Consider the following 16523-nt stretch of genomic DNA (forward strand, 5'->3'; position numbering starts at 1 on the left):
TCGCCACGGGTTACGGATGCGCCGCCGCCGACACCACGGGGACGTCGTCCGAGTCGTCTGCGGCCTCGTCGAGCACGGCATCCTCCGATGCCTCGTCCGCCGAATCGGACGCCGCTACTCCGGCGGCGAACACCGATGGTCCCGAATCCGCCTCGGCCGGTGGCGGTTCGGTGAACGCGGGCACCGAGGTGACGGGCACGCCGACAGGCACGACGTCGTCAACCGAGCACGTCGCGCCCGGTGTGGCCGTCAGCAGCAGCGGTGGAGCGCACACGAGCACGTCGGAGTCGAACTCGCCCGACGCCGCGACGCCCGACGCGGAGGAGCCGTCCGCGCCAGCCGAAGCATCCGAACCGCCGGAGCCGATCGAGACGACAAGTGGCTCGACCAGCGCGCCATCCGCTAGCCCGGCACCGGTGGTGGAGCGGCCGACAATCACCGCCGCCGAGGCGAACTCGTCACCGTCATCTCCCGTCGTCGCCCCGGCGGCGCCCGTCGCATCGGTCGATGCCGTGCAGATCGTCGCCACCGCGCCCACCGCCACGACAGCAGCGAGTGCGGATGCACCACAGACCTTCTCCGCTAGCTCTGCTCGATCGACGAGCACCACGAACACCACGCAGTCCGGCGCGGCGGTCGTCGCGCCGACGCAGGCGGTGTCGCCGATCGCCGGGGTGGCGGGATTCCTGAACGCGGTCGTCACGAACCTGCTTAACCCGTTCCTCGCGCCCGCACCCAACACGCCCGATCCGCTCACCCCGGTGGTGTGGGCCGTCCTGGCGTTCGTGCGGCGCAACTTCTTCAACGAGGCTCCCACCGTCTCCTACGACCCCGCCACCACGGTGCAGACCGGCCAGACCGTCACCGGCAACATCGGCGCGGCGGACGCCGAGGGCGACACGTTGACCTACACCGTGACCAGGGGCCCGGAGCGCGGGACGGTGACGATCGATCAGGCCACCGGCAACTTCACCTACACCCCCGATGACATCGATTACGATGCCGCACAACTCGATTCGTTCACCGTATCGGTGACCGACGGCAAAGCCAACCTGCTGAGTCTGTTGGGAGTGTCGCACGGCGTCCAGGCGAGTACCGAGGTCACCGTGCTTAATCCCGCGGTCGAGCGCGTGATCCTCGACATGCCCGCCGGGATCACGAAGCCGGTCAATCCGCGCTATGCGGAAGGCGGCCAGTCCATTCTGTTCGCCGGTACCCCGACCGCGGGTGGTCGCCAGGAGATCTATCAGATCGACATCGACGGGACCGACGCGAAGTGCCTCACCTGCGGCCTCGCCGCCCCCACCGTTGCGGGGACGAATCCCGCATTGCCGATCAACATTCAGAAGCCGGTTCCGTTCTACGACGGGACCGGGCGGATCGTGGTGCTGCTCAACAATCCGGAACCTCGCTACGCGATCTTCGAGCCCGCCGGCTACAACGGCGTCGGTTCGGCGGCACGGATCGTGAACGTGATCACCCCCGACGGCGGCGGCGCGACCCTGCCCGGCCTGCCCCCCGGCGGAGTCCTGAATCGGGAGCGTGAGATGAGGCCGTCGCCCGACGGGACGCACGTGTTGTTCACCCGTATCGTCTTCGGTCAAACCGGTAACTTCCAGGCCCTTCCGATCGTGGGCGCGTTGACGCCGAGCGGTGATCACTACGACGTCACCGATGCACGGGTCGTCTGGCCCACCGGCGAGAGCAAGCAGTGGACTCCCGACGGCAAGGGTGTGATCATCCAGGGCGGCGCCATCGAGGGTGGCAACGTCGACGACATCGTGGTCGACCTGTCCGGCCAGACAGGCGAATACCTCTACCCCGGCAGCACGTTCCGCGGCACTCGAGTGACCGGCAACCTCGACTACGACGAGGACATCGACATGTCACCCAACATGCAGTGGATCACGGTGGGAAGCACGCGCGGCCTCGAGGCGCTCACGCCGATGACCCGCATCGTGCGGCAGAACTTCCTGCCGATCTACGTCGGCGCGGCGATCTACGACCAGTACGCGGACGGGCAGGTGCGCAACATTTCGAACCAGAACTGGGCGGTCGCCATCGAGGACGACCTCAACCGCGAGAACGGGATCCCGCTCTTCGTTCAGGACGACCCGACCACCGCAGGGGTGGACGAGGGCGACGGTTGGATTTCCCGAAGCATGCCCAGCTGGAATCCCGACGGCACCGCAGTCACGTTCTGGGAGTCGGGTAACGGCGACGAGCACGGAATCGCGCCGACGCAATCACGACTGGTCATCGCAAATCTGAAGTACACGACGAGCGTTGGGCCGGTGGGGGATACGACGACGGTTATCGATCCGTCGGCGTTCCCGGCGCTGGGAACCTACGTCGCCAAGACGACCCCGCTGCCGCCGACCGGAACGTACAACGGCGTAGGCGGTGGCACCGCAGTGGTTACCGAGGTGATGAACCCGGCGACGTTCCAAACGACCCGCACGGTGCAGTACACCAACTACGTCAACGAGGACGGGTTGATTCTCAACGGCACCGAAACGGGAATCTACGGCCCGAGCCAACTCAGTGTCACCTACCTCGCCGACGTGGACGTCACCGACGCCAGCGGAGCCGACAGGGGCAGCCTGGACGCCAACGCCCTGTTCACCCTCCTGCCCACCCAATCGGTGACGGGTTACATCACCTCGACCCTCGACGGCGACACCCAGACGATCCCAGATCCGGCCAAGGTGGAGGACGCGAAGACGGGCGCGTAGCCGGGGTTGTCGTCTGCCGGCGCTGCCGATCGGCGTCGTTTCGTGGTCGCCGCGGAGGGTACGGCTGGATGATGAGCGTTGACGGAGATCTCTCGGACTATCGGGACGACGCCGCCCGGCGTCAGGCGCCTGATCCCGACGACCCGCGAAAGCCGGAATCGCCGGGCGACCTCACGAAACCGTCCCTGCTGTTCGTGGTGCGCAAGACGGCCCGCGAGTTCAGCCGCGACGAGTGCACCGACCTCGCCGCCGCGTTGACGTACTACGCGGTTCTGTCGCTTTTTCCGGCCCTGCTGGCGATGGTGTCCCTACTCGGGGTGTTCGGGCAGGGGCGGCGCACCACCGATGCGGTCCTGGACATAGTCGACGACGTCGCCCCGTCATCGGCAGTCGATTCGCTGCGACCCACGATCGAACAGCTCGTCAACACCCCTTCGGCCGGCTTCGCCCTGGTGCTCGGCTTGGCCACCGCACTGTGGTCGGCTTCCGGTTACGTCGGCGCCTTCGGTCGGGCGATGAATCGGATGTACGAGATCGACGAGGGCAGACCCGTGTGGAAACTGCGTCCGCTTCAACTGCTGCTGACCTTCGTGGGGCTGATCCTCGCCGCCGTCGTGGCGTTCCTGCTGGCGGTGTCGGGTCCCGTCGCCAGTGCGATCGGTGACGCTATCGGGCTCGGCGACGTCGCATTGACGGCGTGGAACGTGATCCGCTGGCCGTTGGTCCTGCTGGCCGTCGTCCTGGCGGTAGCGATGCTGTACTACGCCACCCCCAACGTCAAGCAGCCGAAGTTCCGTTGGATCAGCATCGGCGCGGGGCTGGCCATCATCACGTGGATCGTCGTCTCAGTGGGGTTCGCGGTCTACGTGTCGAACTTCGGCAGCTACAACAAGACTTACGGTGCGTTGGCCGGCGTGGTCGTGTTCCTGCTGTGGCTCTGGATCACCAACCTGGCGTTGCTGTTCGGCGCGGAGCTCGACGCCGAGCTCGAACGAGGACGGCAGCTTCAGGCCGGGCTTCCCGCCGAACGTGAGCTCCAACTCCCGCCGCGCGATACGCGAGTGATCGAGAAGAACGAGGCCGCCGAGGCCAAGGACATCAAGCGGGCCGGCCGATTACGCCGCACCCGTGGTGAGGACTCCTGATGCGCCCTCGCCCACCCGGCCTACTCGGCTCCTTCTGATTCCCGGCGTTCGGCTATCGCAGCAAGCCTCAGGGTGCACTCGCGGTTGCGGGGGATCGCCGCGGCGAGGGCCAGCCGATCGGGTACCCATCCCATCGGGGCACCGACGGGTGTCTCGGCCATCTCGATTCGGCAGCCGCCGTCGTCGATGTCGAACAGCCGCAGCGTGATTCGGGCCTTTCCGAAGGGTCGGCCCTTAGCGAGAAGGACCAATTGCTCTTGTGGCACAACGGAGTCCACGACGGTCACGTCGTTCAGCAGCAACGGCCACACACCGACCGAGTGGTGAATGGTGGCGCCGGCGGTCGGCCAGTCGGGGGAGACGGCACGCATCCGGCTGTTGCCGACCACCCACTGCGAGTAGGTCCAGCCGTCGGCCAGCACGGCCCACACCTGTGCGCGGGTGGCGGTGGTGTCGCGCTTCACGGTCAAGGCGCTGTCTGCTTCAGGCGGGTGTTCGGTCATCGGCCCTCCTCATCGGTCCAACCGCCCGCACTACCCCCTTCGAGCGGAGCCGAAACGCACCGGTGTCCGTCCTCACCAGGACAGATCGACGTCGGGTTCCACGCACCGCAGTTCCACCGAGTCCGCCGGAACCTCGAGCACCTCCCCGATGCGCTGCGCGTCAGCGGGTTTCGCGAACACGACACGTCCTCGCGTCCAGCGCCGCAGCCGGTTCGTCGCCCACGACGCGCACACGACGAGGCCTGCGCCCGTCCCCGCGACCCGCACCGTGGCCACGCCGTCGTCGCCGCAGCGCCGCAGCAACTCGGTGAAGGACTTCGCGGGCAGCGCGGGACGCCCGGTGCCGACCACCGTCGAATGGCATCTTCGCGCGACGAGGTCGGGCACCGGACCGACGCGCACACGGGGGTCGTCGACGCCCAGTTCGGCGAGCAGGTCCGCACTGCGCGCCCCGTGCAGCCAGACGCCGACGTCTTCGTGAAGGAAGCAGCCGAGCGTCGTGGTCAGGGAGGCGGCGTCGTGCTCTTTCGTATCGAGCTCGACGACCACCGCCGGCACGGCGTAACGCAGTCCCGACCGGCGCGCGTTCGGATCGGGGATCAACCGTGCCAGGGCCAGCGCCTCGCGGTTCTTGACCGCGAGCCGGTCGGCGACCGGACGGTCCGCCCAGTCGGGACCGTCGTGCCACGCCACCGCCTGCCGTGCATGGTGCAGCACGGCTCCGCCGACCACGGCTCGGTGCGTGAACTCCCAGTCCTCGCCGCCGTAGCCGCGGAAGGACTCATCGAACCCCCCGATGTCGTCGAACAGCTCTCGGCTACAACACATCACGGCGCTGATGACATGGCGGTAGGACCGTTGGTCGATATGCAGCAGATCCGCACTGGCATCGTAGGCGTCTCGCAGCCAGCGCGGCTCGGCCAGCACGGGCGGCGCCGTCGCCCCGAACCACCAGTCCTCGAGCATGTCCGGACGCCAGCAGGACAGGTCGGCGTGGCGGCGACGGCCGACGACGACGGCGTCGGGCAGCCGGGCCGGCAGGCGGGTGAGGTGGCGGAGGTAGCCGGGTTCGGGAACGGTGTCGGCATCCAGGAAGCACAGCACCTCGGCGGTGGTGGCGGCCGCGCCGAGATTGCGCGCGGCCGCGGCCCGAAAGCCCCTGTCCTCCTGCCGCACCACGGTGACGTTCAGTCGCGAGGCCGTCACGTCCGGCGCGACCGTCGAACCGTCATCGGCGACCACCACCTCAACGAGGTCGGCGGGGAAATCCTGCAGTTCGATGGCGCGCAGCACCAGCGCCAGCTGACCCGGCTGCTCGTAGTGGGGGATGACAACGGCGACAGGAGCAGGTCGAAAGTCCGCATCATTCAGCAGATCCCACCGATTGCCCGGAACCGCGAACCGACCGTCCGTGAGCGGGAACGCCCGCGTGGTGTCGCTCACCGGTGCACCCCACGGAGGAACCGCGCGTAGCAGCGTGCGACCTGGTCGGGTGTCGGCGAGCACGCGAAGCCGGGCGGCAGCCAGGTGGACTCGGGTTCGTCGAGGGCCGCCCGCAGCGCCGCGGCCAGGCTGTCGGGGTCGTCCTCGTACAGCAGTAGTCCACCGGGATTGCGGATTGCGATCTCGCGGGTGTACCTGGTGGACGCCACCAGCGGTCGCCGCCCCGCCGTCAGCCACGAGTTCAACGATCCCGACGCCGACACGTGCCGGTGATGGACGACGGGCACGGACACGCCGTGCAGCAGTGGGTTCACTGCACCGTCGGTCACGTGCCCCGTCACCTCGAATCGCCGCCCTTGCGCGCGGGCCGTCGCGGCGAGGTGCTCGATGAGGTCCTCGTGCCCCGCTGACGGTTCGCCGATCACCGTCATGGCGACTCCGGGCGGCAGGCGCTCCATGGCGTCCAGCACCTCCGCGTGGCCCTTGCCCGGATAGACGAAGCCGAACATCCCGACCGACGGTGGGTGCGACGACGGGGACGGACCGTGCACCGGTGGGGTGACGGGCAGCGGGATGACGGACGTCCGACCGCGAAATCCGATGGTCGACAACAGTTCACGCTCGTGATCGCTGCTCACGACGACGGCGTCCAACGTCGAGGCGAGTGAGGCGTAGGCGTGTGCGCGGGTCGAGTAGTGCTCACCGTCCGACGGTTGCGGGAGATCGTGCAGGGTTGCCGAGATCCGCGCCCCACTGCAGTGCACCATCGCCGCGAACTCCGAGACGGCGACCGCGGCCTGCACGGCATCGGCGCCGAACAATCGGTCGGTGAACTGCACGTGTACGCCCCGCCCCTGAGCCGTACGGCCCAGAGCGCTACGCAACTCGATCGGAAACCCGTTGCTACGCAGCCGTTGATCAAGTGCGACGCCGAACCGCACGACACCGTGCCGCGCCGGCCCCACCACGACGTGCGCGATCGGGTCGCTCACCGCGGTAAACCCAGCTGCTCCAAGGTCGGGCCGTGCCGCTGCACGGCGAGCACCGGGAAGTCGTCGTTGTGTCGATACCACTCCATGTGCACGCGATGTACCCGTTCGGGGTCGATCGACTCACCGTGGAAACACCACGTGTCACGCGCCTCGCCGGCGATCTCCAACGCGTCGAGTACGCGTTGCTCGAGCGGGGCGTACACGGAACCGAGCAGGGGAGTTCCGTCGAGCCGGACGCGGCCCGCAACCGCGCGTGCCTCGAGGATGCGGTCGGCGAGGACGGTGAGCACCGTGTTGCCGGGATGGTTGATCGCGTGGGCCGCATCCCGGCCGGCCGTCGCGAACACGTCCGACACCGCAACGTCGGAGTCGCGGAGCTCCCGTTCCGCCAGCGCGGCGATGCTCGACTCGGCCACCGCGCGGAACGCGGCCGGCGTGACCTCGACGTCCCACGGATCCAGCGGCGAGAATCCGTGCAGCGCCGCGGCAACCGTTCGCAGGTCGTGATAGGGCACCACCGGCGGGACCACGGAGCGGTCGGTGGGACGGCGAACGATCACGTGGAAGGGGTACAGGCCGGCGTACCTGATCACCGGCCAGCGCAGCACCGCGGCTCCGGCCGGCAGTCGCTCGGCCAGCTGTGCGGTGCCGACCGGCAGCCCGCGGTAGTCGTCCCTGATCGGCTGGCTGAGCAGCAGCGACGTTCGGCTCAGCAGCGCGGCGAGGTAGGGCAGGTCGGCGGACTCGAGTTCGTGCACGGGCGGCACGCGGACGGTGCGGTAGGGCGAGTCGGGGACCGTGTCCAAAGCGCTGCGCAGCGCTTCGGCTTGGCAGTTGCCGATCACCAGCCACAGCGGTAGGTGCGGTGCGGCGTCCGCCTCGCGTCCGTAGAAGTCGGCGTAGTGGCGGATGCGGCCCGAATCACTCACTCCCGCGAGCGTAGACGCCGGCATCGCGGGTATGTGCGGCGCGCAACCTCTTTCGCCTACCGGCGATGCCGGTTGCCCACAACGTCTTCGACAGGCAGGTGAGTATTGTTCGTCGCGTCCGTTCCCGCCGCCCACCCCTACGTCGGTGCGGTCGTCGACCCCCGAGCGGTCACGCTGCTCCCCGACCCCGTTCCCCGCTGTGTGAGTCAACCCGGCCAATGGTGGCCGCCGCGGCTGCTCGAACCGGATTACCTGCGGCACCGAGTCGCGGGGCTGGACCTGTTGCACGTCCACTTCGGCTTCGACACGAACACGCCCACGGACCTCGCCGAGGTCGCCGAAATACTCGACGCGCGCCGCGTTCCGCTCATCGTGACGGTGCACGATCTGGACAACCCGCACTTCACCGCTCAGTCCGCCCACGCGGAACGGCTCGGCGTGCTGCTGGCCGCGGCGTCGGCGGTCGTCACGCTGACGGACGGCGCGGCGGCCGAGATCGAGCGGCGGTGGGGCCGACGGGCGACAGTGCTGCCGCATCCGCACGTTCTGCCGGTCGACGCGATCGGTGCGGCGCGAGCGGCACGAACCCGTCCCGTCGTCGCCATCCACGCGAAGAGCCTCCGTGCGAACGTCGACCCGTGGCCGCTGCTCGACCGGCTAGCCGACCAGCACGGCACCGACTGGCGGTTGCGGCTCGACCTCGACGACCAGGTGCTGGACGCCCCCCGCGCGGACGAGGCCCGTCCGGAGCGACTCGACCGGTACCGTCGAGCGGGTGTCGACGTCCGCGTGCACCGTCCGTTCAGCGACGACGAACTCACCGACTACCTCACCGACGTCGACGTTCTCGTACTGCCCTATCGGCACGGTTCGCACTCGGGCTGGGTCGAGGCCTGCCACGACGCGGGCGTCCAGGCGGTCGTCCCCGACTGCGGATACTTCCACGAACAGCATCCACTACCCGTGTTCGGCTACGGCACAGATCGTTTCGATGCCGACGGGTTCATCGACGCCGTGTCTGCGGCGGTCCAGTCGGCGCGGGACGCGTCGACCGCCGTGGACGAGCACCGGCGTGCGCACCGGGTCGAGCAACGGCGGCGGGTGCGCGCCGCGACGCTCGCGCTGTACCGCTGCGCGCTCGGGGACTCGGTCGGCGAGGCGCACGAGATGAGCGCGTGACCGGCGACGACGAGAGGAGCAGAGTGGTGAATTCGCCATCGCAGGAGACGTTCTCAGCGGAAGTGGCGCAGTGGTCGGACATCCCCGGCTGGTTTCACTGGCGTGCGGGCCAGGAGGAGGCCGTTACGGTGTTCGGCGATGGCAGCGTGTTCGTCGAGGTCGGTTCGTATCTGGGCCGCAGTCTGTGTTCACTCGCCGACGTCGTTCGCACGTCGGGGCGGGACTACACGATCGTCAGCGTCGACACGTGCCGGGGGAGTGGCGCGGAGGGACTGTCGAACGAGGACGCACACGGTCACGCGGTCGAATACGGCGGCGGGACGTTCGCAGGGTTGTTGCACCGCAACGTGATCGCATGCGGGTTCGCCGACGTCGTCGACGTCCTCATCAGCTCCTCGCCGAGGGCGGCGGGCTTCTTCGCCGACGAGTCCGTGGCGTGGGTGCACCTGGACGCCCGGCACGACTACGACAGCGTCGTCGACGACATCAGGGCGTGGGCGCCCAAGGTCCGGCCGGGCGGCTGGCTGTCCGGCGACGACTACGACAGTCTCATCTGGCCGGGTGTCGTCGCCGCGGTAGGCGACGAACTGCCCGACGCGCACGGGTGGCTGTCAGGCCAGTGGCGGTGGTTGAAACCGTGACACGCCTCGCTCCGCGGCGTACGCGCCCGGGCTAGCCTGAACTCATTCCCATTCAGGCTGGTGCCCCCATCCGCGTGGCGGTGCTCGCGCCGATCGCGTGGAGGACGCCGCCCCGGCACTACGGTCCGTGGGAGCAGTTCGCGTCGCTGCTCACCGAGGGCCTGGTCGCGGCCGGCCACGACGTCACGTTGTTCGCCACCGCGGACTCGATCACCGCGGCCCGGCTGCACGCCACCGCACCGTGCGGCTGGTCGGAGGACCCGACCATCGACCCCAAGGTCGCGGAGTGCCTGCACATCGCGTCGGTGTTCGAGCGCGCCGACGAGTTCGACGTCATCCACAACGGATTCGATTTCCTGCCACTGACGTACAGCGACCTGGTCTCCACGCCGGTGGTCACCACGATCCACGGGTTCTCGTCGGACCGGATCGTGCCCGTGTACCAGCGCTACGACGGCAGCACCGCGTACGTGTCGATCAGCGACGCGGACCGGCATCCGGCATTGCACTACGCCGCCACCATCCACCACGGGATCGACGTCGCCGGTTTCGCGGTGCACCCCAGCCCCGGCGAGCACCTGCTGTTCTTCGGCCGGATCCACCCCGATAAGGGCACGGCCCAGGCCATCGAGGTCGCCGGTCGGTGCGGCCGGCGACTCGACATCGCCGGGATTATCCAGGACGAGGACTACTTCCGCGAGCAGGTGGCGCCGCACGTCGACGGCGAGCACGTGCGCTACCTCGGCGCCGTCGACGCCGCGGGTCGGGCCGAGGTGCTGGGGGGTGCGCACGCGCTGCTGCACCTGATCGACTTCGACGAACCGTTCGGCTACAGCGTCGTCGAGGCGATGGCGTGCGGCACGCCGGTGATCGCGAACGCGCGAGGCTCGATGCACGAGTTGATCGACGACCGGGTGACCGGATTCCTGGTCGACGACGTCGATTCGGCGGTGGCCGCGGTCGCCGCCGCCGGCACGCTGGACAGGGCCCGGATCGCCGGGATCGCCGGCGAACGGTTCACGATCTCCGCGATGGTCGACAAGTACGTCGACGTGTATCGCGACGTCATCGGATGGAATACATGACACCGCAACATGATCCGCCGTGGTGGCAGTCCGCCGTGGTGTATCAGATCTATCCGCGCAGCTTCGCCGACGCGGACGGCGACGGGATCGGCGACCTGCGGGGGATCATCGGACGGCTCGACCATCTCGCTGCGCTCGGGGTGGACGTGCTCTGGTTGTCGCCGATCTACCCGTCGCCACAGGTCGACAACGGCTACGACATCAGCGACTACCGCGACGTGGATCCGCTGTTCGGTACCCTCGCCGACTTCGACGCGCTGCTCGCCGAGGTGCACGACCGCGGGATGAAGCTGGTGATGGACCTCGTCGTCAACCACACCTCGGATGAACATCCCTGGTTCGTCGAATCGCGTTCGTCGCGCGACAGTCCCAAGCGGGACTGGTACATCTGGCGAGACACCCGCGACGGTGCCGAGCCGAACAACTGGGGGTCGCTGTTCAGCGGCTCGGCGTGGGAATGGGACGAGGCGACCGAGCAGTACTATCTGCACCTGTTCGACCGCAAACAACCGGACCTGAACTGGGAACACCCGCCGGTGCGAAAGGCAGTGCAGGACATCATGTCCTGGTGGCTGGACCGCGGTGTCGACGGCTTCCGGATGGACGTCATCAACTTCATCTCCAAGACGTCGGGACTGCCGGACGCGCCGGCGATCCCAGGGAGGCGCTTCGTCGTCGCCTTCGCGGAGTTCGCCGACGGGCCGCGCGTGCACGACTACCTGGCCGAGACGACCCTCGCGGTCTTCGGTAACCGGGCGGGCGACTTCATGACCGTCGGCGAGATGCCCGGTGTGACGCCCGAACAGGCCCGGCTCTACACCGACCCGGAACGCGGTGAGCTCGACATGGTCTTCCAGTTCGAGCACGTGTCCGTCGACCACGGCGCCGGGGGCAAGTTCGACTACCGCGGCCTCGATCTCGTCGTGCTGAAGAAGGCGCTGCACCGGTGGCAGGCCGCACTCGCCGATACCGGGTGGAACAGCCTCTACTGGAACAACCACGACCAGCCGCGGGTCGTATCTCGGTTCGGCGACGACGACCCGGCGTACTGGGCCGCCTCGGCGAAGGCGCTCGCGACGATCCTGCACGGCATGCGCGGCACCCCGTTCGTGTATCAGGGCGAAGAACTCGGAATGACGAACTACCCCTTCCGAACTCCGCAGGATCACGCGGATCTCGAGGCCGTGAACCACTACGACGACGTCGTCGCGGCGAGCGGCGACGCGCAAGCGGCCCTGGCCGGGTTGGCCGCGATGAGTCGTGACAACGCCCGCACCCCGATGCAGTGGGACGGCGGGCCGAACGGGGGGTTCAGCGCCGGTACGCCGTGGCTTCCGGTCAATCCGAATCACACCTGGTTGAACGCCGAAGAGCAAGTCGGGACAACGGATTCCGTCTTCGCCCACTACCGGGACCTCATCCGGCTTCGACACGACCTGCCCATCCTGCGGGACGGTGTCTTCACCCCGCTGCTGGAGGACGATCCGCAGCTCTGGGTGTACACGAGAACCCTCCCGGAGCGGGAGTTGCTCGTCGTCGCCAACTGCGGACGCGAACCCCGCAGCATGGAGATCTGCCCGGACTGGATCGGGTCCGCACTGCTGCTCGGCAACCTACTGGGGACCCCGACCACCTCCACGTCGGCGATCCTCGACCTCGTGGGCTGGGACGCGCGGATCTATTCGAGGGATTCCTAGCTGCTGCGTGTCGAAATCCGCGGTGAGCGCGGGTTGCGACACGCAGATCACAGACCGCCCGAGTAGTCGACCTGCCAGTGCTTGATGCCGTTCAACCAGCCCGACCGCAACCGCTCCGGTTCGGCGAGCGCCTTCAGATCGGGCGCCGCGTCGGCCAGTGCCGCGAACACCAGGTTGATGGTCAGCCGGGCCAGGCTCGCGCCGACGCAGTAGTGCGCACCGGTCCCGCCGAAGCTCACGTGCGGGTTGGGGCTTCGCATGATGTCGAACCGGAGCGGATCCACGAAGACCTCGTCGTCGAAGTTGGCCGATCGGTAGGCGAGCACGACTCGCTGGCCCCTCTTGATCTGCACCCCACCGAGTTCCACGTCGATCAGCGCCGTCCGCTGAAACGACGTGACCGGAGTCGCCCACCGGATGATCTCGTCGGCTGCTGTCTGGGGCCGGTCCGTCTTGAACAGCTCCCACTGGTCGGGGTGATCGAGGAACGCCATCATGCCCTGAGTGATCGAGTTCCGGGTGGTCTCGTTACCGGCCACGGTCAGGGTGATCATGAACAACCCGAACTCCTCGTCGGAGAGCTTCTGGCCGTCGACGTCCGCCTCGATGAGCTTGGTGACGATGTCGTCGCCAGGGTGGTCGGCTTTGTATGCGGCCAAACGCATTCCGTAGAACACCAATTCGCCTGCCGACATCAGCGCCTGCGATTCCGCGAACTCCGGATCCTCGTCGCCGACCATCTCGTTGGTCCAGTGAAACAGCTTCATGCGGTCCTCGTCGGGGACGCCGAGCAGATTGGTGATGGCGTGCATGGGCAGCTCGGAGGCGACCTGCTGCACGAAGTCGCCGGTCCCCGCCGCCGCGGCCCTCGCCACGATGTCACGTGCCGCGTCACGCAGTCCGTCGCGCAGTCGCTCGACCGCGCGCGGTGTGAATCCGCGGGAGATGATCTTGCGCAGGCGACTGTGCTGCGGTGCGTCCATGTTGATCATCGAGAACCGGCCCGCCTCGATCTGGCCGCGGCCCGACTCCGCGTCCGGGTAACGCGGCACGATGCAGTTCGCGGCGCTCGAGAACACGTCGTCGCGCAGCGACGCTTCACGCACGTCGCGGTGGCGAGTGAGCAGCCAGTAGCCGTCGTCTCCGAACGCCTCGGCACCGGTCGCCTGGCGGTTCCACCAGACGGGCGCCGTGCGCCGCAACTCGGCGAGTTCGTCGACGGGCAACCGGTCGGCGTAGATGTCGGGGTCGGTGAAATCGAAACCCGCAGGCAGTTCTGGTGCGACCATCGGAGCTCCTCGTGCACGTGCTTCGCACAGGATCACATCCCCGTGCACCCGCCGTGGTGACTTTCGGCAAGAACTCTTTCTTTTCGAAATAGTCCGCGGGTACGGCGCCGGGATTAAGCTCAGCGTTCGTGGATGTCGGTCTCGACGCGGCTCAACGGGCCTGGGTCGACGAGGTGCGGGCGTTCCTGGCTGACACCGTGACCCCGGCCCTCGAGGCCGAGCTTGCCGAACACGGCCTCGAGCGCATCGGCGGCGAGGTGTCGGCGTTTCGGCGCCGGGTGGGCGAGAAGGGTTGGTTCGGCGTCACCTGGCCCGAGGAGTACGGCGGGCTCGGTCTCAGTGCGATGCACCAGCACCTGTTGACGCGGGAGTTCGAATACCGCGGCGTTCCGGGGCCCGACCTCACCGTCACGTCGGTGGCGCCCATGATCATGCGGCACGGTACCGAACAGAACAAGCGAGAGTTCCTACCCCCGATCGCCGCGGGTGAGTTGACCTGTGCGGTCGGCTATTCGGAGCCGGATGCCGGAACGGACCTGGCGAGCCTGCGGACCCGTGCGGTTCGTGACGGCGACGAGTGGGTCATCAACGGGGCGAAGATCTGGAACAGCGGCGCGCAGCGGAGCACCCACGAATGGCTCTGCGTGCGCACCGATCCCGACGCCAGACGCCACCGCGGCATCTCGGTGATCATCGTGCCGTTGGAGTCCGCAGGCATCGAGATCCGCCCGCTGACGGCGTGGTCGGGCTACCGCACCAACGAGGTGTTCTTCCGCGACGTCCGTGTTCCCGCAACGAATCTGATCGGTGAGGAGAACCGCGGGTGGACCTACATCACCGGAGCGCTGGATCTCGAACGCGGCGCCCTGACCAACGCCGGTGATCTGCGGCGCGCGCTCGACGAACTGCAGAACCTGGCCCGGACGTCGCGACGGGACGGCTCGGCTCCCCTCGACAACCCGTCCTTCGCCCGTCGCCTCGCACAGGCCGAGGCCGACGTCGACGTCGCGATGCTGATGGGGGTGGAGGCCGCGTCGCTGCTCGACACGGGAATCGTCCCGACGGTGGAGGTCAGCGTCGAGAAGATCTTCACCAGCGAACTGCGGCAGCGGATCGCCGACCTCGCCATCGACCTGCTCGGACCCGACGGTCTGCTGGCGCACCGGTCGACGGGAGCCCCCGCCGACGGCGTCTTCGAGCGGCTGTACCGCGCCGCTCCGCTGATGAGGTTCGGCGGCGGAACCAACGAGGTCCTCCGCGACGTCATCGCCCGACGGGGCCACGGCATGCCCTCCTACGGGCGGTGACCTCCGTGCAACTGCTGCCCGACGACGACGAGCGAGACTTCGCGGCGACCCTGCGCCGGTTGTTCGCGGTCGACCGGGACGACACGGGTGTGTGGAACTCCCTGGCCGAGGCCGGCGTGCTCGGTCTCGTACTGCCGGAGTGTCACGGCGGCTCGGGAGGGCGTCTCCGTGATCTAGGGGTCTTCTTCGTCGAGGCCGGGCGCGGTCTGTGCCCGACGCTGGTCCACGGCACCATCCAGGCGGGCATGGCCATCGACGCACTGGGTACCGCCGAGCAGCGGACGAACCTGCTACCCGCCCTCGCATCCGGAAAGTCAAGAGCCACAACCGCGCTGTGGTCGCCGGTGGACGCGAGCCGCATCACGCCCACGCTACGGGCCGAACCGACCGGAGCCGCCTGGGTGCTCAGCGGCTGCGTCGACTTCGTGCTCGACGCCGACAGCGCTGACGCCGTCGTGGTCTCGGCCGGCGACACCGCCACCGGGCACCACCTCGTGGCCGTGGTGCCCGCGGACTCGCGCGGGCTGCGCGCCGACCCGGTCACCCTGATGGGCGGCCAGACCGCGGCCCGCCTGCACTTCGACGGCGTCACCGTCGACCAGAGCCTCGTCCTGGGTGCCGACCACGGGGTTTCCGACGAACGGCTGCGGTGGCTCGCCAACACCGCGACGACGCTGCTGTCACTGGACCTCGTCGGGGTCGGTGAGGCGGCGTTGCAGCGGACGGTCGACTACACGGTGATGCGCCAGCAGTTCGGCCGCCCGATCGCGTCGTTTCAGGCGGCGCAGCATCTCGTCGCGAACATGCACATCGCGCTGGCCGCTGCTCGGCTGGCGGCGCGGGCTGCGGTGTCGGTGCTGGAGACGGGCGAGGTCGCAACGCGTGAGACGGCGGTCGCCCGCATGCGCTCGGCCGGCGCCGCGAAGCTGATCACGCTCGACGCGCACCAACTGCACGGCGGCATGGGCTACGTGGTCGACACCGATCTTCACAGGTATTCCGAACGCGCGCGGGTGCTTTCGACACTCGGCGGCGGCGCGGACATCGCCGCGACCTGGCTGGAGATGGATGGATGACCGACGACAGTCTGATCGACGCCGACTCCGCCGCCCGTGTGGGAAGTGTGGCGGCGAGGGCGACCGGCGACGTGGATCGACTCCAGTGGCAGCGCTGGGCCGCGGCGGTCGGCGATCACAATCCGCTCTGGTTCGACGCCGACTACGCTCGGGCCAGCGACTACGACGACGTGATCTGCCCACCGCTCTACCTTCAGTACGCGGTGCTCGGTGTCGCGTCGCTGGAGGGTCTGCGCCCTGACGGCTCGTCCGGGGCGGTGTCCGGTGGGCTGGCGTTCCCGCGTGCACCGCGGCGCATGGCCGGTGGTGAGTCGACCACCTTCCACCTGCCCTCCTATCACCGCGACGAGGTGGAGATGGTGCGCACCATCTCCTCGATCGTCGAGAAGCATGGCAGGTCAGGCCGTTTCGTGTTGGTGACGTGGCACACGACCTATCGGAATCAGCGCGCTGAGCTAGTGGCCGAGGCCACGACGTCGATGATCGCCCGACCGTGAGGAGG

The 16523-nt window shown here is 68.4% G+C and carries 15 protein-coding genes; 9 read left to right on the top strand and 6 right to left on the bottom strand.

Annotated features, from left to right (window positions below; all coding sequences use genetic code 11):
• Window positions 1-10 precede the first annotated feature (10 nt).
• Window positions 11-703, bottom strand: coding sequence for a hypothetical protein (locus NM203_RS15715; RefSeq protein ID WP_255060950.1), 693 nt, complete (start codon window positions 701-703; stop codon window positions 11-13).
• Between NM203_RS15715 and NM203_RS15720 the strand changes: the two genes are divergently transcribed.
• A complete protein-coding gene (locus NM203_RS15720) occupies window positions 675-2735 on the top strand; it encodes an Ig-like domain-containing protein (RefSeq protein WP_255060951.1) in 2061 nt (686 codons plus the stop codon). The genes NM203_RS15715 and NM203_RS15720 overlap by 29 nt on opposite strands.
• Window positions 2736-2806: 71 nt before the next feature.
• Window positions 2807-3880 (top strand): YihY/virulence factor BrkB family protein, encoded by a 1074-nt coding sequence (locus NM203_RS15725; protein WP_255061229.1) that lies wholly within the window; start codon window positions 2807-2809, stop codon window positions 3878-3880.
• Between the two features lie 20 nt (window positions 3881-3900).
• Here NM203_RS15725 and NM203_RS15730 read toward each other — a convergent pair whose 3' ends face one another.
• The 4 genes from NM203_RS15730 to NM203_RS15745 form a co-directional block, all read right to left on the bottom strand.
• Window positions 3901-4383, bottom strand: coding sequence for an SRPBCC family protein (locus NM203_RS15730; RefSeq protein ID WP_255060952.1), 483 nt, complete (start codon window positions 4381-4383; stop codon window positions 3901-3903).
• A 72-nt stretch (window positions 4384-4455) separates the two neighbouring features.
• Window positions 4456-5826, bottom strand: a complete 1371-nt coding sequence (locus tag NM203_RS15735) for a glycosyltransferase family 2 protein (protein ID WP_255060953.1) — start codon at window positions 5824-5826, stop codon at window positions 4456-4458.
• Entirely contained in the window at window positions 5823-6818 is a 996-nt protein-coding gene (locus tag NM203_RS15740; protein ID WP_255060954.1) for a glycosyltransferase, read from the bottom strand. Before NM203_RS15740 ends, NM203_RS15735 begins: the two co-directional genes overlap by 4 nt.
• The gene (locus NM203_RS15745) at window positions 6815-7747 is read right to left on the bottom strand and encodes a WcbI family polysaccharide biosynthesis putative acetyltransferase (protein WP_255060955.1); all 933 of its coding nucleotides are present in this window, start codon (window positions 7745-7747) and stop codon (window positions 6815-6817) included. Before NM203_RS15745 ends, NM203_RS15740 begins: the two co-directional genes overlap by 4 nt.
• 105 nt (window positions 7748-7852) lie before the next feature.
• Between NM203_RS15745 and NM203_RS15750 the strand changes: the two genes are divergently transcribed.
• The 4 genes from NM203_RS15750 (at window position 7853) to NM203_RS15765 (ending at window position 12349) form a co-directional block, all read left to right on the top strand.
• Window positions 7853-8926, top strand: coding sequence for a glycosyltransferase family protein (locus NM203_RS15750; RefSeq protein WP_255060956.1), 1074 nt, complete (start codon window positions 7853-7855; stop codon window positions 8924-8926).
• Between the two features lie 26 nt (window positions 8927-8952).
• A complete protein-coding gene (locus tag NM203_RS15755) occupies window positions 8953-9567 on the top strand; it encodes a class I SAM-dependent methyltransferase (protein ID WP_255060957.1) in 615 nt (204 codons plus the stop codon).
• 74 nt (window positions 9568-9641) lie between these two features.
• Complete coding sequence (locus NM203_RS33325) at window positions 9642-10652, top strand: glycosyltransferase family 4 protein (RefSeq protein WP_255060958.1); 1011 nt, start codon at window positions 9642-9644, stop codon at window positions 10650-10652.
• A complete protein-coding gene (locus NM203_RS15765) occupies window positions 10649-12349 on the top strand; it encodes a glycoside hydrolase family 13 protein (RefSeq protein WP_255060959.1) in 1701 nt (566 codons plus the stop codon). Before NM203_RS33325 ends, NM203_RS15765 begins: the two co-directional genes overlap by 4 nt.
• 47 nt (window positions 12350-12396) lie before the next feature.
• Here NM203_RS15765 and NM203_RS15770 read toward each other — a convergent pair whose 3' ends face one another.
• Entirely contained in the window at window positions 12397-13638 is a 1242-nt protein-coding gene (locus NM203_RS15770; protein ID WP_255060960.1) for a cytochrome P450, read from the bottom strand.
• Between the two features lie 128 nt (window positions 13639-13766).
• On the opposite strand from NM203_RS15770, the gene NM203_RS15775 reads away from it, so the two are divergent.
• Genes NM203_RS15775 through NM203_RS15785 form a run of 3 tightly spaced genes read left to right on the top strand, consistent with a single transcriptional unit; the run spans window position 13767 to window position 16518 of the window.
• Window positions 13767-14945 (top strand): acyl-CoA dehydrogenase family protein, encoded by a 1179-nt coding sequence (locus tag NM203_RS15775; RefSeq protein ID WP_255060961.1) that lies wholly within the window; start codon window positions 13767-13769, stop codon window positions 14943-14945.
• 5 nt (window positions 14946-14950) lie between these two features.
• Entirely contained in the window at window positions 14951-16021 is a 1071-nt protein-coding gene (locus tag NM203_RS15780; protein WP_255061230.1) for an acyl-CoA dehydrogenase family protein, read from the top strand.
• On the top strand, window positions 16018-16518 hold the full coding sequence (locus tag NM203_RS15785) for a MaoC family dehydratase (RefSeq protein WP_255060962.1): 501 nt from the start codon (window positions 16018-16020) through the stop codon (window positions 16516-16518). Before NM203_RS15780 ends, NM203_RS15785 begins: the two co-directional genes overlap by 4 nt.
• Window positions 16519-16523: the final 5 nt, after the last annotated feature.

The sequence above is a fragment of the Mycolicibacterium arenosum genome (assembly GCF_024320865.1).
In the GTDB taxonomy this organism is placed as follows: domain Bacteria; phylum Actinomycetota; class Actinomycetes; order Mycobacteriales; family Mycobacteriaceae; genus Mycobacterium; species Mycobacterium arenosum.

What these genes read in the sequence shown, in the direction of transcription:
- NM203_RS15725 (WP_255061229.1), top strand. Translation starts at nt 2,807, where the DNA reads ATGAGCGTTGACGGAGATCTCTCGGACTATCGGGACGACGCCGCCCGG.
- NM203_RS15730 (WP_255060952.1), bottom strand. Translation starts at nt 4,383, where the DNA reads ATGACCGAACACCCGCCTGAAGCAGACAGCGCCTTGACCGTGAAGCGC.
- NM203_RS15765 (WP_255060959.1), top strand. Translation starts at nt 10,649, where the DNA reads ATGACACCGCAACATGATCCGCCGTGGTGGCAGTCCGCCGTGGTGTAT.
- NM203_RS15770 (WP_255060960.1), bottom strand. Translation starts at nt 13,638, where the DNA reads ATGGTCGCACCAGAACTGCCTGCGGGTTTCGATTTCACCGACCCCGAC.
- NM203_RS15785 (WP_255060962.1), top strand. Translation starts at nt 16,018, where the DNA reads ATGACCGACGACAGTCTGATCGACGCCGACTCCGCCGCCCGTGTGGGA.